The following is a 17,437-nucleotide window of genomic DNA, read 5'->3' as shown; positions in this document are numbered from 1 at the left end:
GTGCTATGGAAAATTTGATTATTACTGAATCGAAAGTATCGGGGTGTTTATTATTGGCTATTGAAGGAACCGTTAATCTATATACATCAGGTGATTTTGAAAAAAAAGTATATACTGCAATTAAGGACAATGATGTTATCTTAGACTTGTCTAAGGTACAAGCTCTTTCGTCATCGGGAATAGGTGTTTTAATGACGGCTCATAACGAAAGCGAAGAAAATGGTCATAAGATGTATATGTTAAACCCTGCCAAGGATGTCAAGATGGCTTTGGATTCGACGGGTTTTTCCGATGTGTTTAGAATTATTCATTCAATTGACGAAATATAAATAATTTTTTCTCAAGGATTAAATATGTATTTTAATCTAAAAAGAAATATATTTATTATTTTATTTTTTGTTTTATTAATTGTCGGGTATACGGAAGACAAATCAAGTGACGATGAAGATATATATAAAAAAGTTTATACATATATTTCAAGACGCTTTCCTAAACAAATTTTTAATAAAATAAACAATAATCGGAGAGAATTTTTTAAGGATTTAAATATTGTTCTGAAAAATGAAAAAGAAGATGAATTGATTTTGGTGGATAAACTTAACCGTCTTGATGAAAATTATAAACCCAAAAATATTATATTATTGGTAAATATAAAAGACAGAAAATATGTTCTTGATCGTACCAATATCTATCTTGCAAAAATTGCGGAACGTCCCTTACAAAAAATGGCAGAAGATGCAAAAAAGACTGGACTAGAAATAATGGTAAGTTCAGGTTATCGGTCTTATAGCTACCAAACTAAGCTTTTTTCAAAATATGAAAAGGAGTATGGTAAAAAAAATGCTCTGTCTTTTTCGGCTCCTCCCGGAGCAAGTCAGCATCAACTGGGTACTGTCATTGATTTCGCCACTATTGATGATTCTTATGCCGATACGCCTGAAGGTAAATGGATGCTTAATAATGCGTGGAAGTACGGCTGGTCTTTATCTTATCCTAAAAATATGGAGCATATTACCGGCTATAAATGGGAGTGCTGGCATTATAGGTATTTGGGAGTTGAGGCTTGCAAGTTTCAAAAAGAATGGTTCGGTGATATCCAACAATATATGTTGGAATTTATCGACCTTTGGAAAAAAGAAAAACTTAATTAAACTTTTATGTCTTTTTCCGATAAACCGAATCCCTCTTCTTCATGAGTGTGAATCCCATAAGGTTCGATATGTACCATTACGTCATAAACATTTTCCATTTTTTCTTTAATTGCTGAAGTAACTTTTTCTGCAATGTTATGGCCTTCGCAAATCGTGATTGACGGATCAACTTCAATATCCAAATCTATATCCAGAAGATTGGCCATTCGTCTGATTCTTGCTCGGTGAGGATTATGAGCTCCTTCAACGGAATTGGCGGCTTCAAATAGCAGCTTGTACAAAAGCTCGTTAGTATTTCCGTCCATTAACTCAACATTTAATTCTATAAAAAGTCCTAGGCCTGATTTTATAATCCAAGCACTTACCAAAAGAGCCGTAATTGCATCAAAAATCGGTGCATTAAAAAAATAAGAGATTGCAAGACCCGTTAAAACCGAAGAAGAAAGGATAACATCATTTGTCATATTTTTTGCATTGGCTTGAATCATCATACTGCCGGCTTTTTTACCCATAATATACTGGTTTAAGGCTAAAAGAAGTTTTACTATAATTGAAGATACCGTAACAATAGCGGCAAGTATGTGAGGCATTATAATAATTACGGTTCCTTTATAAACATTTATCAGTTTTCCTGCTGCCGTAAGAAAGAGCTGAAAGCCTGCTGTCATAATTATAAAAGATAGAATTAGAGCGGCCATTGTTTCAGCCCGTTGATGACCCCAAGGATGTTCTTTATCTGAAGGCCTGTTTATTATAAAACTTACCGCAAGTGTAATAACCGATATTATAACGTCGGTTGCCGAATCTAATCCGTCACCAAGTACCGAAAGACTTTGTGCATAAATTCCTATAACAAGTTTTGCAATACAGATTATTATGTTTCCTATGAGGGCTGTAAGAGATGCAATTCTCACAAGCTTTATTCTTTTATCACTATCCATCAATCTTATTATATCAAAATAAAATAATAAAATCAATGTTTGATTAAATGGCAGGCTGTAAAATGCCCTTTTTCAGTTTCGATTAATTCCGGTGAAATTAATTTACACTTTTCAAAGGCTTTTGAGCAGCGTTTATAAAATCGGCAGCCTTGAGGGGGATTGATTGCACTGCTTATTTCTCCTTTAATATGAATACGCCGTGCCGACATGGGGGAGTCTATATCGGTGCTTGGGATTGCAGAAATTAAGGCTTGAGAATAAGGATGAAGCGGATTTTTATATAGGTCGGCACTTTTTGCGAATTCTACAAGTTTTCCCGAATACATAACGCCTACCTTGTCGGAAATATATTTTACTATGGATAAATCATGGGCAATAAACAGATAAGTCATTTTAAATTCTTTTTGAAGCCTTATCAATAAATTTATTATCTGGGCTTGGATTGAAACATCGAGGGAAGAAATAGGTTCATCACAAACTATAAAATCTGGTTCCACTGCCAAGGCCCTTGCGATTCCTATTCTTTGCCTTTGGCCCCCTGAAAATTCATGAGGAAACCTATTGGCATGTTCGGGAACAAGACCTACGGTTTCAAGAAGACCGTATACGGCCTCTTCCATTTCTTTTTTTGTTTTATATAAATTATGAGCTTCCATGCCCTCCGAAATAATTTGCGAAATTGTCATGCGGGGATTAAAAGAAGCAAAAGGGTCTTGTAAAATTATTTGAGCTTTCTTTTTAAATGAATGCAGTTCTTTTTTTGATGCAGAGCCGATTTCAGTTCCGTCAAAAATTATTTTTCCGGCATTAGGACGGTAAAGACCGAGTACTGTTCTGCCTAAAGTCGTTTTTCCGCAGCCCGATTCGCCTACAATGCCTACCGTTTCTCCTCGGTTTACTGTGAAGCTTACATCATCTACTGCATGTAAAATTTCTTTACGGCCCAGAGTAAAATATTTTTTTAAATTGCAAACTTCTAAAAGAACATCAGTCATTGTTTTTTCCTTTTGCAAATTCATGTTGAAGCCAGCAGGACGTAAAGTGTTCATCATCAACCTTCATTTCGGGAGGTTTATGCGTAAGACAGACTTTCATACATTTTTCACATCTGTCGGCAAAGGCACAGCCTGCTGAAATAGAAAGCATATCGGGATGATTGCCCTCGGGTGCATAAAGTTTGCTTTCTTTTAATTGGTCTATTGAAGGAACTGCAGCAAGCAGAGCTTTTGTGTACGGATGTTTGGGATTTTTAAAAATATGTTTAGCTCTTCCGCGTTCGATTATTTTTCCGGCATACATAACTTGAATGCGGTCTGCAACTTCGGCTGCAACTCCTAAATCATGTGTGATTAGCATTATTGCCGTATTTGTTTCTTTTTGAATTTTTTTTATCAGCCCTAAAATTTCGGCTTGAATTGTAACATCCAGTGCCGTTGTAGGTTCGTCTGCAATTAGGATTTTAGGATTGCTTGCAAGGGCTATCGATATTAAAACTCTCTGCCTCATTCCGCCCGAAAATTCATGAGGGTATTGCTTGAGCCTTTTTTCGGGATCAGGAATTTGAGCCAGCTCTAAAATTTTTACGGTTTGCTCTAAGGCTTCTTTTTTGCTTATCCGTTGATGAATTAAAATGCTTTCCATAACCTGCTTGCCTATGGGCATTGTAGGGTTTAAATAAGTCATAGGGTCTTGGAATATCATGGATATTTCATTTCCCCTTATATTCTGCATCTGTTCTTCAGTATATTCCAAGATATTTTTATCTTCAAAAATAATTTGAGACTTTTCATGTATACGTGTTTTTTTTCCGGGTAATAATTTTAAGATTGAATGAGCCGTAACGCTTTTGCCGCATCCGGACTCGCCGACAAGTACAAGAGTTTCATCCTCGTATAGATTAAAAGAGATACCGTTTACCGCATAAATTGTTCCGCCGTAATTTTTGAAGGTAACCGATAAATCTTTAACTTGTAAAATAGGTTTCATTTGTACTTCCTTAAATGAGGGTCCATTGCATCCCGTAAAGCATCGCCGATAATTTGCAAGGATAAAATTGTCAGGCTTATAAATAGGGCAGGAAAAAATAATTGGTAAGGATAAAAGAGCATTGTCTTTTGGGCTTCCGATGCCAAAACTCCCCAGCTTGTATATGGAGGTTGAATTCCTAAGCCGATATACGATAAAAAGGCTTCCCCGAAAATAAATGAAGGTATATCAAAAGTTAAGGCGATTATCATAATGCTCACAGTGTTGGGAAGTAAATGCTTTATTATAATTTTAAATGAACTTGTGCCTAAGGCCTGCGCCGCCAAAATAAAATCCTGATTTTTTATCTGCAAGACTTGGCCTCGTACAAGCCGTGCCGTAAAGCACCAGCCTGTAATGGTCATTGCGATGATAATCGAAAAAATCCCCTTGCCGAAAATAAGAGAAATTAAAATAGCCGTAATTAAATAGGGAATACTTGAAAGTATTTCGACTATACGCATCATAATTGTGTCTGTCCTTCCGCCTGAATATGCCGAAATGCCTCCATAAATTAAGCCTATGCTCATGTCGATTGCGGCTCCTATAATTGCGATTATAAGAGATGCCCTCCCGCCTTTGCAGACCCTTGTAAATATATCCCGCCCCAATTCATCGGTTCCGAAAAGATAAGAAAAAGAGGGCCCTAAATTTTTTTCTTTTAAGTTTCCGTCATCAGCTGATCGGCCGCTTAAAATCGGGCCGAATAAACATATCAAAATAATTAAGCCTAAAACTACACATGAGAAAAGAGCTCTTTTACTTTTTTTAAACCTCCGTCTTACATCCTCCCAAAAGCCTATACTGACTCTTGTTGTTTGAAGTGTTTTTTTTGTTCTTATAACCGGTTCAAAATCCGATGGATTTAAATCAGGCTCTATAGCGGGACTATCATAGTTTTGAGTTATTTTTTTTTCATCCATATTTAAAGAACCTCATTTTTTGCTTGCACCTTAATTCTCGGGTCGAGCAGGTTATAAGCTATATCTACTATAATGAGAGATGCTACATATAAAAAAGAAATAAAAATAGTTTGCCCCATTACCATTGTATAATCTCTTTCTGAAATTGAACGCACAAAATAGGAACCTAGACCGGGAACCGAAAAAATATTTTCTATTATAAAAGTGCCCGTGAATGTAAAGGCTATTTGAGGGCCCAGCATCGTTATGATCGGTAAAAAAGCGTTCCGTAGAATATGACTTTTTATAATTCTTAGCTTTGAAGCTCCTTTGGCTCTTGCAGTTAAAATGTAATCTTGGTTTATAATATCCAAATAATTGGAACGCATGTAGCGGGAGTATTTTGCAATAGGGCCTATCGCCAAGGCTAAAGAAGGCAGGACGGTATATTTAAAACCTCCCCAGCCTGTAATCGGAAGAAGATTATATTTGATACCTAAAAAGTATTGCAGCATTTGACCTAGAACAAAATTAGGAACGGATATTCCTATTACTGCAATTAATATAACACTGTATTCGATTTTTTTTCCGCGGTTCGCAGCTGCTAAAATCCCTAACGCCAAACCTACGGAAACTCCGAAAAATAAGGCTTGAAGTCCCAGCCTTGCCGAAATAGGAGCATGGGTTTTTATTACATCGGTAACAAGTCTCCCTCTGTAATAAAGAGACGTACCCAAATCGCCCTTAACCAAAAGATTTTTCCAAAAAACTATATATTGAGTAAAAAGAGATTTGTCATATCCATATTGAGAATAAAGCTCGTTCCGTCTTTCTTCAGGTAAATTTTCAGCTATGGTTTCAATGGGATTTCCCGGAATAATATGCACTAGAAAAAAGGTAATACTTGCAACGATGAACATTGTAAGAATACCGTATAAAATTCTCTTAAAAATAAAGTTAAGCATATTGTAAACTGAGCCTTTTTATTAAACTTAAGGCTCAGAATACCATAAATTTTATATAATAGGAAGAGGTTAAGTCTCCGGTTATATTTTGAATTTGCCGACTTCTTCTACCATGGCTTCAATATTCATTTTATTTTTTTGTGAAATTCCCTTTACTTCGGAGCAAGAATTTTGTATTTGACTTGTTCCTGCCGACATTTCTTGTATGCTGCTATTGATTACTTGGGTCAGGTCTTCAAGTCTATTCATCTCTTTAACGGCATCTTCTCCGGCTTTTAGCATTTCTCCTGAGCCTGATTGAACTTCTACTGTGATATTATTTATATCCTGAATTGCCGACAGAACCTCTTTGCTGGAGCCTTCTTGCTCCCTCATTGCTTTCATAATGCCGCTGCTCATTGATTTGACATTCTCAGCAAGATCAAAAATTGCATTGAATTTTTCTTCTACGATTTTTGAAGAATTTGCCAATGTTTCAATTTCCTCCGAAAATTTCTTAAGCGCAGATGATATTGATTTACCTTGCAGACTTGATTCTTCGGCAAGTTTTCTTATTTCATCCGCTACAACGGCAAAGCCTCTGCCGGCTTCTCCTGCATGGGCTGCTTCAATTGCAGCATTCATGGCCAACAGGTTTGTTTGGCTTGCAATGTGTTGGATTACATTGGAAGCTTCAATCAAGCTGCCTGACTCTTCTGCGATTTTTTGTGTAATCGAATTAGAAAGATGAAGAGCCTCTTTGCCGTAAACAGTTGATTCTGCCAATTCTTTAATTACCGAATCACTTTGATCCAAAGTTTTGGTAACAGAAGAAATATTAGCAACCATCTGTTTTATTGCAGAAGATGATTGTGTAACATTTGCCGCCTGATTATCAATTCGTCCGTCCAGCTGCCTTATTGTTTGAAGAATCTGTTCTACATTTGCTGTGGCTTCACTGACACTTGCCGATTGAGATTCTGCTTGCTCTTTTACTTTTAAAATATTCTTGCTTATTTGGCCTATTGAACTTGCAGTTTCAAACACATTGACTGCTAAAGTTTCTCCGGTTTGTTTCATCTCGAAAGTGCTGTTTGCAACATTACTTATTGCAAAGCCTATCTTTTCTATTGTTTGATTAAAAGAATTGGATAGGTCGGCAATTTCATCCTGCCCTTTCCCTGTTAAGCGGACTGTTAAATCTCCCTCTCCTTGAGCAATGTTTTTTAGGGCTTTAACCACATTTGAAATTCTTTTTGTTATGCCGTTTATTATAAGTGTTAAGATTATGATTGATGCAATAAAACCTATTACTAATATTATAGAAATAAGTTGAATTATATTTTTGCTTTCTTCATAGATTTCATTTTCAGGAATTGAGGTTCCTGCAAACCAGATTTCATTTGTGAGGCCGATCTTTATAGGAGTGAACACCTCAAGGTGCTTATTTCCATCTACGTATGTCTCAAGTAAAAACGGGGAAAGAGACCTTTTCGCATCAAAAAATAAATCGGCTGTTTCTTTATTTTCAAATTCCGGAAGAATTTTTGAGATTATATTTTTATTTTTATGTGCAAGAACCGTGCCTTTAGAGGAAATAAGAATTCCATAGCCGGACTCAAAAAAAGTTTGTTTTGAAAGTTCTTCCTGCATATAATCAAGGGAATAGTCAATTCCTGCTACTCCTAAAACTTTCCCTGTGGTATCCCGTATTGGAATTGCACTTCCTGCAACATAAAGCATCTTCCCTTGAATCTCATAATTATTGGGCTCAATCAAGATACCATGGCGGGAAGATTTAGGTTTTTCATACCAAAAGCTCTTTACATAGTCGGTTAATGGCACCATTGAAATCTTTCCGTTTATTTTTGTCCAATATGGGATAAACCTTCCCGTATCATCATGTCCTTCAATGTTTTTAAATTTATCGTCAAGTTGGTCAAGGGCATTAGGTTCCCAAACCGTCCATACATCTATAAATTTTTCAGAGTCTTTTAAAATTGTTTTTTGAATATTATTAAAATAATCTCTGCGGTTCTCAGGAGGAATTATATAAAATGATTCAAAACTTTTGACAAGGGCTTTATTTGTATCGTATACATTCTTTATAACCGATTCTACAAAGAATGCAAGATTTTGACTGGAATCATATAATTTTGTAACGGCATTTCGTCTTGAAGTTTCTCCCAGCCTTTTTACAAGAATGATACCCATAAAAATCAGAAGAGCTGCCAAAACTGAAATTAATGAAATTATTATTTTTTTCTTAATTGTTAAAGTTGCAGTACCTCGTATCACCTTAGGACTGAGGTTTGTTTTCCCTGTCGTCTTATTCATAATTCTATTCTCCTAAAGTATGATATAAAAAGAATTCAGTAATTGAAACGTGCTTATGGGCATACAGGCTAGAGTATTTTATTCTTTAAGAAGAATTATTTTATACCTAAAGAATAAAATGTTGTTCAAAAAAATGGCAGCACTCTGCAATTAATGATATACGGTCGTCGGGAAATTTACAAAAAAACATAAAAATGGTCAATAGCTTTTTATAAAATTTATTTTAAAAATTTTGACCTGTTTATTTTAGAGAAAATAATATTTAAAAGGCTGCTTTAAACTATTTTTATTTTTCTTTAAGTTCTATTTTTACACCTATAGATTTAAGCCTTTCAACTAAGTGTTCATAGCCTCTTTCTATTTGATAAACATTTCGGATAATACTTTCTCCGCGGGCACAGCAGGCCGCTATTACCATGGCCATACCGGCTCTTACATCCGGTGAAACCAATTCGCTTCCGTGCAGGGAGCTTGGGCCCGAAATAACCGCACGGTGAGGATCGCACAGGGTAATGCGGGCACCCATTCCGATTAGCTTATCTACAAAAAACATTCGAGATTCAAACATTTTTTCGTGGATTAAAACCGTGCCTTCTACCTGAGTTGCGATTACGGTCATAATACTTGTCAAATCGGGCGGAAAACCGGGCCACGGTGCATCATCTATTTTGGGAATCATTCCGCCTAAGTCGCAGTTGACCTGCATCTTTTGCTTATCAGGAACTGTCAGGGTTGTCCCTTCGAGGGACCAGCCTATACCTAATTTACCGAAGGCTACTTTTAACGGGCGCATATCTCTCGGCTCTATATCGGTAATTTTAAGCTGTCCGCGGGTAACGGCCGCAAGACCTATAAAGGATCCTACCTCCATATAGTCAGGGCCTATGCGGTGTTCTGTTCCGCATAATTTTTTGACCCCTTCAATAGTCAGAATATTGGAGCCTACTCCGCTGATTTTTGCCCCCATCTTATTTAACATTTTACACAGTTCTTGAACATGGGGTTCGCTTGCCGCATTTGTTATAATTGTTGTTCCTTCTGCGAGGCTTGCCGCCATAATAGCATTTTCGGTCGCTGTAACGGAGGCTTCATCCAAGAATATATCTTCGCCCATCAGTTTATGTGCAATAAAAGAAAAATTTTGATCCGTTTCAACTCTTGCCCCCAATTCAGTCAGGGCTAAAAAATGGGTATCGAGTCTCCGTCTTCCTATAACATCTCCTCCCGGAGGGGGAAGTACAGCTTTTCCTGTCCTTGCCAAAAGCGGACCTGCAAATAAAATAGATGCTCTTATCTTTGACGCAAGATCATCCGGTATCTTGCTTGTTTTTATTTTTTCTATTTGGAGTTTAAATACATTTTTTTCAAGTTTTTCGTAATGGCCTCCCAGAGCTTCAAAAACTTGAAGCATTACAAAAACGTCTTCAATTTCGGGAATGTTTTTGAGGATAATAGGTTCTTCCGATAGAATAGCAGCGGCTATACAGGGAAGGGCTGCATTTTTATTTCCGCTTGCTTTTATTGTTCCCTTTACGGGAAACCCGCCTTGTATGATATATTCGTGCATACTTAATCTCCTATAATAATGCGCCGTTTGCCTAAAAGGTCATTTACCGGTTTACTGAACGGTTATGACGGAAGCAATTCTCCCGTCGGCCGTGTACACATGATTTTTATTTGTATTATCAGGCAGTTGAGTACTTCCCGAAAAATAAGCATAGAACCATGTTCCTGAAGGCAAGTTTAAATCCAGTTCATATCTTCCGGGAGCGACTTCAATAAGGTCATACATAAAGGGATCCCAGTTGTTAAATGAGCCTGCAAGCCTAATCTTTTTTTTCGATTCACCAAAATATATAAATTTTACTGAATTTTTATTGTTTATTTCGGTCTTATATTCTTTTTTGTATGGAATATCGATTCCGGACACGCTCATAGCGTGAGTGTGATCAAATATTGTGTTTTGATTCAAAGGATCGGAAGACCAAAGACCGTCTATTACGAGTCTGTACTGTATTTCGGTTAATTCATCAGGAATTGGAAAAATATAAAAGAAGATGGGCTTTTCGAATTCGCTTCGGCTTAGTTTTTTTAATGTATGAATCTGTTTATAATCCTCATGAGAAAAAGTTATGCCTACATGACGTATGCCTGTCGAAGTAAAAATTATATAACCGTCTTTAATTTTAGGAGCTTCGATGCGGACAATAGACTCTACGAGTTTTTGATAAACTTCAGGTTCAATATTCTTTTCCGAAAAAGCTGCCGGTAAAAAAAGACTAATAAAAATTAATAAGAATAGTGATTTTTTCATACTCATCCTCATTTTAGTTTCGGAAAAATAAAAAAAATCTTAAGTAAGAGTTTAGGCTTCTGGCGGTAATACTTTTGCCCATTTTTTTATCAAAGCCTGCGGGTCTTCAGATTCAAGTAAATCTTTAAAAAAAGAATTTGCTTGAGGTACCTGGCTTTTTAGAACATCTAATTCCGGCGTGTTAAAACGGGAAAGCACATAGCCCGATATATCAGGCGAAGCATCTCCGCCTTGGGAAGAAAAATCGGGACGGCCTATTCCTATTCTTAGGCGGAAAAAATCTGCCGTATTTAAAACCGACTTTATAGACCGAAGTCCATTATGTCCGCCGAGGCCTCCCGACCACTTAAAACTGAGAATTCCGGGCTTTAATTCCAGCTCATCATGTACTATCAGAATATTTTCAGGTTTTAGCCTAAAAAACGAGGAAGCCGCTATTACGCTTTCTCCCGATAGGTTCATATAGGTTTCGGGTTTTAAAAGGTGAACAGCCCTGCCTCCGGTCATAAAAGAAGGCAGCTTTGCATATTGCCCTTTAAATTTCCCCTGCCATACTGCATTTAAGCCTATATCTATTGCATCACATAAAACCCAAGCTGCATTATGTCTTGTATTTTCGTATTTTTTTCCGTAATTTCCTAAAAAAACGATTAACTCAATCATCACATCTCCAATTACATTCTAAATTCTTCACCTAAATATATTTTTCTCGCAACTTTAGAGTTTAGAATTTCATCCCGTGAACCTTGTTCTACTATTTCTCCGCTGCCTATTATGTAGGCCCGATCTGTTATCTCTAAGGTGTCTCTAACGTTGTGGTCTGTTATTAAAATGCCTATGCCCTGATCGGCTAAAATGCGTATAATGCTTTTTATGTCATGAACTGCAATCGGATCAATTCCTGCAAAGGGTTCATCTAAAAGCAAAAACTTCGGTTCTATGGCTAAGGCTCTTGCTATTTCGGTGCGTCTCCTTTCTCCTCCCGAAAGGGTATAGGCTTGCTGCTTTCTGTTTGCCGTAATTCCAAATTCTTCAAGAAGAAATTCCAGTTTCTCTTTTTTTTGTTCTATGGAGAGGTCTTTTCGAGTTTCTAAAATAGCATAAATGTTTTGTTCTACCGTAAGTTTTCTAAAAACAGAGGCTTCCTGAGGTAAATAAGAAATCCCTGCATGGGCTCTCTTGTACATGGGCAAACTGGTTATTTTTTTCCCATCTAAATATATATCACCGGAATTAGGTTTGTAAAAACCTACAATCATATAGAATGTTGTAGTTTTTCCTGCTCCATTGGGGCCTAAAAGGCCGACGACTTCGCCTTGATTCATTGAAAAACCGACATCCTTTACGGCTTGTTTTTTTCTAAAAAATTTATTTAAGCCTTCAATTTTTAAGACGCTTTTTGTGTCAAACATTTGATTCTTCCTCTTGATTTTGAGATTTTTGAATATCTTCGGCTTCCGGAGGAGTTTCTTTTTCCTGTTCGACATAGCCTCGAACACGTCCGTCAAGGGCTATATCTTCGGTTTCAAGATTAACGGAAATTTTTCCAGCCTTAAATTCGTCCTTGCGTTTTTTTACAACAGGTCTTCCTGTCAATTCTACCTTTGATTCTTTTCTGTCATATAGGGCAAACATCGAGTTACAGGTTATGTCTTTATTTATTATTTTGACATTAAAACGCATAATAATTATTTCTTGTTTCTTTTTATATTCAATAATTTCTGCATTAATACTGACATCATTTTTTGTGTCCTTAAGCTCCAGTTTTCCGCACATTGTAACCGTATCCGTTTTTCTGTCAAAATTGATTATATCGGCCTTAAAGCTGTATCCTTTTTCATCGTCCACTCCCTTTACCGAACCGCTTGCATTTACATATCTATAGTCTTTTCCGAAAATTTCGATACGGTCTGCCGATATGGTTAAGCTGTCTACTTTAATTTCTGCATTTCCTATTAAATTTGTGGATTTTTTATTTTCTGCTACAGAAGCGGTTACCTTGTCTGCTTTAAAACTTATAGTTGATTTTTGCGGGTTAATATCCAATAATGAGAAAAATATAAGGAAACATATTATAAAACTTTTATTGTTCTTGTGACTCATCATTTTTATTTTCTTCCTCAATTTCAGTTTTAATATCTCCTTCAATTGATTGTAAAAATTCGAATTCTTTTGATAGAGTGTTTGCCGCAAAGCCTGAACCTCTTATATAAAGCTCATCGCCTTGTTTTACTGTTACAAATCCGTCTTCTATTCCATACAGAATATTTTCATTTTTATCCCAAAAAAAAGCTTCACCCGAAATTATAAGGCCTTCTTTTAAATCTTGAAAAGAAACCTTTTGTCCTAAAAAATACTTGTTATTTTTTTCATCGATGTTAATAATTCCGGCACTCCCTTTGAGTTCGGCTTCGAGTTTTTCTTTTTCAACTGATTGTTTATCTATTTTAAAAAAGCGTAAGTTTTTTCCTGCCCATATTTTGTCGGAATCGTAAACCTCTAATTCTGTAAAATTTACACGTAAATTTAAGGAATTTTCTTCATATTTGTCCAAATTTGCATTTTTAAATACAAAATTCGGTTTTTTTTCAAAATTTTGTACCTCTTTGCTATAGTTTAAACTGCAAGAAAATGATATAATAGCTGAAATGGAGGCTGTAATCAAAATTTGAGCTTTCTTAAAATTCATAGTTTATTATACTATCTTTTTTAATCTTAGTCAAAAGCCTTTGCCTGATGATTGACATAATTCGGTAAAGGACGTAAACTATGAAAAAATTTAAAAAACAAATTTAACGATAACTAGGAGCCTAGAGTATGTCAGACTTTTTAACTGATCAAGAATTCCGTATGTTTAGCGATTTGATATATACCGCAAGCGGTATTACTTTTTCCGATACTAACAGGTCTATTTTGGAAAGCCGGCTAAAAGAAAAACTTAGGGAAAAGCAGCTTGAAAAAGTTTCCGATTATTATCAGATGCTCATAAAGAACTCGGAAGAGCAAAAGAATCTCTTAGACTCTGTTACGACCAATCTTACAAGATTTTTTAGAAATCAGCCTCACTTTGATGCATTGGAAAATTATGTTATTCCTGAACTTGTAAAAGTAAAAAGAGCAGGAGGTAAAAATAAAATAAAGATATGGAGTGCAGGCTGCTCAACCGGCGAAGAGCCTTATACAATAGCTATGGTTATGAAAAAACATCTTCCCGTAGGATTTTCAGCCGAAATTACAGCATCCGATTTATCTCTAAAATGTCTCCTTGTTGGAAAAACCGGCTTTTATCCGGAATCTAGGGTTGCAGGAATTCCGGATGATTACTTAAGATTGTATTTTGATAAACTGAATGACGGCTACCAGGTAAAAAAAGATATAATGCAGATGGTAAATTTTGACTATCATAATTTAAAGCATGATTCAAAGCATACCGACTTTGATCTTGTATTTTGCCGTAATGTTTTGATCTATTTTGATGAACCTGCTCAAAAAGATGTCATTGATAGGTTTTGGAGGGCTATGTCGCCAAAGTCATTTTTATTTATAGGACATTCCGAATCATTGTTCGGTATGGAAACTCAATTTAAGTTTGTAAAAACAGATTGGGCATGTTTTTATCAAAAAGGTTTTTGATTTTAAGAGTTTTATAAAATTTTTATAAAGGAGTTTTTTTTATGGAAGACATTCGTGTTTTAATAGTAGATGACTCGGCACTGATGAGGAACCTGATAGGGAAGATTGTTGATGCTACACCCGGGTTAAAGATAGCAGATAAGGCGATGAACGGCCGATTTGCCCTTCAAAAACTTGATCGTGTAGCTCCGGACGTTATAGTCTTGGACTTAGAAATGCCTGAGATGAATGGTATTGAATTCTTAAGAGAGTTAAAAAAACAAAATATAAAAATTCCGGTAGTAATTTTGTCCAGTATTGCAAAAGAGGGAGCAAAAATTACTATGGATTGTTTAGAGCTTGGAGCTTGCGACTTTATTACAAAGCCGTCTGGTTCGGAGTCTGCTAATTTAGCCACCGTTTCAGAAACTCTTTCAAAAATGTTATTGGCCTATGGCCGCCGCCATCAAATCGAAACGGGTACTAAAGGCGGTGAGGTAAAAAGAACAATTATCAGCCATCAACCGGCACCGCTTCCAAAGCTGCATCCTGCACCTGAAGCTCCAAAAAAAGAAAAGCCTCAGGCTCAGCGGGAACCCGGAAATATTCAAATCATTGCTATCGGTATTTCAACCGGAGGCCCCAATGCTCTTCGTCAAGTATTTGCATCTATTGATAAGGACTTACCCCAGCCGATAGTTGTTGTACAGCATATGCCTCCTGGATTTACAAAAGAATTTGCTGCAAGTTTGGATAAAATCTGTCCTCTTGAAGTAAAGGAAGCCGAAGATGGAGATATTGTAAAATCCGGCCGCATTCTTATCGCTCCCGGAGGAAAACACTTGGTTGTTGAAAAACGTTCTCTTGCTTCCGTTGCAAAGGTTATAGATACTGAACCCCAAAGCGGTCATAAGCCCAGCGTTGATGTTCTATTTGAATCTGTTGCAAAGGAGTATCAAAACCATGCTCTCGGTATAATAATGACGGGTATGGGGAAAGATGGAGCTCAAAATATCACAAGGCTTTATACAGAAGGCTCCCGCACTATTGGCCAAGATGAGGCTTCTTCAGTTGTATACGGTATGCCCCGTGTCGCATGGGAAATGGGAGGCGTCATGGAGCAGGTAAGTCTTGATAATATGGCTTCAGTTATAAACCGCTATGGAAAGGAATTTGCTTAAAAGCAGTTTTTAAGACTTTTAATTTTTATAAGGCTGCAAAAAAACCGTCCTTTACAGGACGGTTTTTTTTTCTTGATTATTGGAAGTTTTAAAATAAATTTAAGGAAGCTCTAGACGCTTCGGTGTTTTAGGGATTCTCTTACAGCCTGATAAAATTCAATAAGAGCTCCCCGTCTTTTGAATAAAGTTTGATCTCATTTACCGTAAGTTTAAGAATTGCCGTGTTTTTTAAATTTTGCTCAAAGGCCTTATCAAATGGTATTCCTATAGTATTTGACGGATCGATATGTTTTTTTTCATGTATTTGAAAATTAAAAAAATATTCGGTTTGCTTCGTCTTTGTTTTTTGCTTCCATATTCCGGTATAGTTTGTTATTCCGCTGGCAGCTTCAAATTTTCCATCCTTTAAAAACTTAATGCGGGAAGTATTCATATTTGCATCTAGAAATATATACTGTCCGTTTTCAAGGCAGCAGCCTGCCAGTCTCCAAACCCTTTCGGTGATGTATTCATCGAGAGGGACTGAAACAAATCCTTCTTTCAGCTGATTATCTATTTGATTTTCTTTTTGTGCAGATTTTAGGGTTTTACACGAGCCGATAAGAACCAAGCTCATCATAGCAAACAATAAAATAAAGTTTCTTTTCATGTTTTATATTCTACTTAAAAGTTTGAAAAAAACAAGATACCTTATTGCTTTTTTTTTGCTTTTGATGTAACATTGCCCCACATCGGTTGGAATAACCTTATTTACAGCTTTGGGGAATTAGCTCAGTTGGTAGAGCGATTGGTTCGCAATCAATAGGTCGTGGGTTCGATTCCCATATTCTCCAATACCTTTTCTACAAAAATATATAAACTTCTAAAACTTCAGTTTTTAGGAATGACATATAGCGTTTTATTTCGGGAGCATTTTAGATGAACCACACTTTTAAGAATTTTTTAGCTAAAAAGAACATTGAAATATCGGCTAAGCGTTATTTTATAGATGCCATGAGTGCAATGGCCATGGGGCTTTTTTCTTCACTTTTGGTAGGCACTATATTAAACAGTATCGGCCTTAAACTCAATATTCCTTTTTTAACCGAAACCGTCTGGCCTATTTGCCGTGATATGACGGGGGCGGCAATAGGCATAGCCATAGCTCATTCTTTAAAAGCTCATACCTTTGTGCTTTTTTCTGCAACTATAGTGGGCTTTGCAGGAAACAAGCTCGGCGGGCCTGTAGGAGCCTTTGTCGCAACAATAATCAGTACTGAGCTGGGTAAGGCCGTCTCCCGCGAAACAAAGATTGATCTTATAGTTACCCCTATGGTAACTATTATTTCGGGAACCATAATAGCAGCTTTGATAGGCCCCGGAATGTCTTCTTTTATGACATGGCTGGGACAAATCATAATGGATGCTACTGCTCTACAGCCTTTTTGGATGGGAGTTACGGTTTCTGTTTTGGTAGGTGTCATTCTTACTCTTCCGATAAGCAGTGCAGCCATCTGCATGATGCTTTCCCTTGCAGGGCTTGCAGGAGGAGCTGCAACAGTCGGCTGTGCGGCTCAGATGATAGGTTTTGCGGTGATGAGCTATCGGGACAACGGGTTTGGAGGAAGTTTTGCAGTCGGTATAGGTACCAGTATGCTCCACATGCCCAATATTATCAAAAATCCTAAGATATGGATTCCTCCGACCTTGACGGCGGCTATCTTAGGCCCCATAGCTACTATTATTTTTAAAATGGAAAATATCCCGCTAGGTTCAGGAATGGGAACCTGCGGACTTGTGGGCCAAATAGGAACTATCACAGCAATGGAATCTATCGGAAGAGGAGGTGCCGGCACTTATTTTGCTATTCTTCTTTTACATTTTATTTTACCGGCTGTTTTAAGCCTGTTTTTCACCTATATTTTACGAAAAATAAATTGGATTAAGGACGGCGACTTAAAGCTGGATCTTTAAAGCATTTTTAGAATAAATTTATGTTATAAAAAAAGACGGCGTAATTCTTACGCCGTCTTTTTTATTTAAGAAGCTCT

18 protein-coding genes and 1 tRNA gene are annotated in these 17,437 nt (G+C 36.7%); 6 read left to right on the top strand and 13 right to left on the bottom strand.

Features of this window, described 5'->3' with window-relative positions:
- Window positions 1-5: 5 nt before the first annotated feature.
- Complete coding sequence (locus tag JO40_RS02490) at window positions 6-329, top strand: STAS domain-containing protein (protein ID WP_044977752.1); 324 nt, start codon at window positions 6-8, stop codon at window positions 327-329.
- Between the two features lie 24 nt (window positions 330-353).
- On the top strand, window positions 354-1,151 hold the full coding sequence (locus JO40_RS02485) for a M15 family metallopeptidase (RefSeq protein WP_044977751.1): 798 nt from the start codon (window positions 354-356) through the stop codon (window positions 1,149-1,151).
- Here the strand turns inward: JO40_RS02485 and JO40_RS02480 are convergent.
- The 12 genes from JO40_RS02480 to JO40_RS02425 form a co-directional block, all read right to left on the bottom strand.
- The gene (locus JO40_RS02480) at window positions 1,148-2,092 is read right to left on the bottom strand and encodes a cation diffusion facilitator family transporter (protein ID WP_044977750.1); all 945 of its coding nucleotides are present in this window, start codon (window positions 2,090-2,092) and stop codon (window positions 1,148-1,150) included. The genes JO40_RS02485 and JO40_RS02480 overlap by 4 nt on opposite strands.
- Before the next feature lie 32 nt (window positions 2,093-2,124).
- Window positions 2,125-3,087, bottom strand: a complete 963-nt coding sequence (locus tag JO40_RS02475; RefSeq protein WP_044979680.1) for an ABC transporter ATP-binding protein — start codon at window positions 3,085-3,087, stop codon at window positions 2,125-2,127.
- The gene (locus JO40_RS02470; RefSeq protein WP_044977749.1) at window positions 3,080-4,078 is read right to left on the bottom strand and encodes an ABC transporter ATP-binding protein; all 999 of its coding nucleotides are present in this window, start codon (window positions 4,076-4,078) and stop codon (window positions 3,080-3,082) included. The genes JO40_RS02475 and JO40_RS02470 overlap by 8 nt, the downstream gene beginning before the upstream one ends.
- Window positions 4,075-5,040: an ABC transporter permease gene (locus JO40_RS02465; protein ID WP_044977748.1), complete on the bottom strand. Its 966-nt coding sequence runs from the start codon at window positions 5,038-5,040 to the stop codon at window positions 4,075-4,077. Before JO40_RS02465 ends, JO40_RS02470 begins: the two co-directional genes overlap by 4 nt.
- 2 nt (window positions 5,041-5,042) lie before the next feature.
- The gene (locus JO40_RS02460; RefSeq protein ID WP_044977747.1) at window positions 5,043-5,984 is read right to left on the bottom strand and encodes an ABC transporter permease; all 942 of its coding nucleotides are present in this window, start codon (window positions 5,982-5,984) and stop codon (window positions 5,043-5,045) included.
- 81 nt (window positions 5,985-6,065) lie between these two features.
- Entirely contained in the window at window positions 6,066-8,300 is a 2,235-nt protein-coding gene (locus JO40_RS02455; RefSeq protein ID WP_044977746.1) for a methyl-accepting chemotaxis protein, read from the bottom strand.
- A 286-nt stretch (window positions 8,301-8,586) separates the two neighbouring features.
- The gene (gene murA / locus JO40_RS02450) at window positions 8,587-9,867 is read right to left on the bottom strand and encodes a UDP-N-acetylglucosamine 1-carboxyvinyltransferase (RefSeq protein WP_044977745.1); all 1,281 of its coding nucleotides are present in this window, start codon (window positions 9,865-9,867) and stop codon (window positions 8,587-8,589) included.
- Window positions 9,868-9,918: 51 nt separating this feature from the next.
- Window positions 9,919-10,614 (bottom strand): early set domain-containing protein, encoded by a 696-nt coding sequence (locus JO40_RS02445; protein WP_044977744.1) that lies wholly within the window; start codon window positions 10,612-10,614, stop codon window positions 9,919-9,921.
- A gap of 51 nt (window positions 10,615-10,665) precedes the next feature.
- The gene (gene pth, locus JO40_RS02440) at window positions 10,666-11,277 is read right to left on the bottom strand and encodes an aminoacyl-tRNA hydrolase (protein ID WP_044977743.1); all 612 of its coding nucleotides are present in this window, start codon (window positions 11,275-11,277) and stop codon (window positions 10,666-10,668) included.
- An 11-nt stretch (window positions 11,278-11,288) separates the two neighbouring features.
- Window positions 11,289-12,026: an LPS export ABC transporter ATP-binding protein gene (gene lptB / locus JO40_RS02435; protein ID WP_044977742.1), complete on the bottom strand. Its 738-nt coding sequence runs from the start codon at window positions 12,024-12,026 to the stop codon at window positions 11,289-11,291.
- Window positions 12,019-12,720: an LPS ABC transporter substrate-binding protein LptA gene (locus JO40_RS02430; protein ID WP_044977741.1), complete on the bottom strand. Its 702-nt coding sequence runs from the start codon at window positions 12,718-12,720 to the stop codon at window positions 12,019-12,021. The genes lptB and JO40_RS02430 overlap by 8 nt, the downstream gene beginning before the upstream one ends.
- Window positions 12,698-13,303 carry an LptA/OstA family protein gene (locus JO40_RS02425; protein WP_044977740.1) on the bottom strand — a complete coding sequence of 202 codons (606 nt, stop codon included), beginning with the start codon at window positions 13,301-13,303 and terminating at the stop codon, window positions 12,698-12,700. The genes JO40_RS02430 and JO40_RS02425 overlap by 23 nt, the downstream gene beginning before the upstream one ends.
- 128 nt (window positions 13,304-13,431) lie before the next feature.
- Here JO40_RS02425 and JO40_RS02420 point away from each other — a divergent pair, with 128 nt between their 5' ends.
- Together JO40_RS02420 and JO40_RS02415 are read left to right on the top strand one after the other, a co-directional pair.
- Window positions 13,432-14,247 (top strand): CheR family methyltransferase, encoded by an 816-nt coding sequence (locus tag JO40_RS02420; protein WP_044977739.1) that lies wholly within the window; start codon window positions 13,432-13,434, stop codon window positions 14,245-14,247.
- 41 nt (window positions 14,248-14,288) lie between these two features.
- Window positions 14,289-15,407, top strand: coding sequence for a protein-glutamate methylesterase/protein-glutamine glutaminase (locus JO40_RS02415; protein WP_044977738.1), 1,119 nt, complete (start codon window positions 14,289-14,291; stop codon window positions 15,405-15,407).
- Window positions 15,408-15,546: 139 nt separating this feature from the next.
- Here the strand turns inward: JO40_RS02415 and JO40_RS02410 are convergent, their stop codons facing one another.
- Window positions 15,547-16,056: a hypothetical protein gene (locus JO40_RS02410; protein ID WP_044977737.1), complete on the bottom strand. Its 510-nt coding sequence runs from the start codon at window positions 16,054-16,056 to the stop codon at window positions 15,547-15,549.
- A 111-nt stretch (window positions 16,057-16,167) separates the two neighbouring features.
- Here JO40_RS02410 and JO40_RS02405 point away from each other — a divergent pair.
- Window positions 16,168-16,240: transfer RNA gene (locus tag JO40_RS02405), tRNA-Ala, on the top strand.
- An 85-nt stretch (window positions 16,241-16,325) separates the two neighbouring features.
- Window positions 16,326-17,360 (top strand): PTS sugar transporter subunit IIC, encoded by a 1,035-nt coding sequence (locus tag JO40_RS02400; RefSeq protein ID WP_044977736.1) that lies wholly within the window; start codon window positions 16,326-16,328, stop codon window positions 17,358-17,360.
- The last annotated feature ends 77 nt before the right edge of the window (window positions 17,361-17,437 follow it).

The organism is Treponema putidum (genome assembly GCF_000755145.1).
GTDB classification, from domain to species: Bacteria; Spirochaetota; Spirochaetia; order Treponematales; family Treponemataceae; genus Treponema_B; species Treponema_B putidum.
The sequence above is the reverse complement of the archived record's forward strand: the minus strand, read 5'-3'. Positions and strand labels throughout refer to the sequence as shown.

Coding starts and splice junctions, on each gene's coding strand:
- JO40_RS02490 (WP_044977752.1), top strand. CDS start 6: ATGGAAAATTTGATTATTACTGAATCGAAAGTATCGGGGTGTTTATTA.
- JO40_RS02485 (WP_044977751.1), top strand. CDS start 354: ATGTATTTTAATCTAAAAAGAAATATATTTATTATTTTATTTTTTGTT.
- JO40_RS02480 (WP_044977750.1), bottom strand. CDS start 2,092: ATGGATAGTGATAAAAGAATAAAGCTTGTGAGAATTGCATCTCTTACA.
- JO40_RS02475 (WP_044979680.1), bottom strand. CDS start 3,087: ATGACTGATGTTCTTTTAGAAGTTTGCAATTTAAAAAAATATTTTACT.
- JO40_RS02470 (WP_044977749.1), bottom strand. CDS start 4,078: ATGAAACCTATTTTACAAGTTAAAGATTTATCGGTTACCTTCAAAAAT.
- JO40_RS02465 (WP_044977748.1), bottom strand. CDS start 5,040: ATGGATGAAAAAAAAATAACTCAAAACTATGATAGTCCCGCTATAGAG.
- JO40_RS02460 (WP_044977747.1), bottom strand. CDS start 5,984: ATGCTTAACTTTATTTTTAAGAGAATTTTATACGGTATTCTTACAATG.
- JO40_RS02455 (WP_044977746.1), bottom strand. CDS start 8,300: ATGAATAAGACGACAGGGAAAACAAACCTCAGTCCTAAGGTGATACGA.
- murA (WP_044977745.1), bottom strand. CDS start 9,867: ATGCACGAATATATCATACAAGGCGGGTTTCCCGTAAAGGGAACAATA.
- JO40_RS02445 (WP_044977744.1), bottom strand. CDS start 10,614: ATGAAAAAATCACTATTCTTATTAATTTTTATTAGTCTTTTTTTACCG.
- pth (WP_044977743.1), bottom strand. CDS start 11,277: ATGATTGAGTTAATCGTTTTTTTAGGAAATTACGGAAAAAAATACGAA.
- lptB (WP_044977742.1), bottom strand. CDS start 12,026: ATGTTTGACACAAAAAGCGTCTTAAAAATTGAAGGCTTAAATAAATTT.
- JO40_RS02430 (WP_044977741.1), bottom strand. CDS start 12,720: ATGATGAGTCACAAGAACAATAAAAGTTTTATAATATGTTTCCTTATA.
- JO40_RS02425 (WP_044977740.1), bottom strand. CDS start 13,303: ATGAATTTTAAGAAAGCTCAAATTTTGATTACAGCCTCCATTTCAGCT.
- JO40_RS02420 (WP_044977739.1), top strand. CDS start 13,432: ATGTCAGACTTTTTAACTGATCAAGAATTCCGTATGTTTAGCGATTTG.
- JO40_RS02415 (WP_044977738.1), top strand. CDS start 14,289: ATGGAAGACATTCGTGTTTTAATAGTAGATGACTCGGCACTGATGAGG.
- JO40_RS02410 (WP_044977737.1), bottom strand. CDS start 16,056: ATGAAAAGAAACTTTATTTTATTGTTTGCTATGATGAGCTTGGTTCTT.
- JO40_RS02400 (WP_044977736.1), top strand. CDS start 16,326: ATGAACCACACTTTTAAGAATTTTTTAGCTAAAAAGAACATTGAAATA.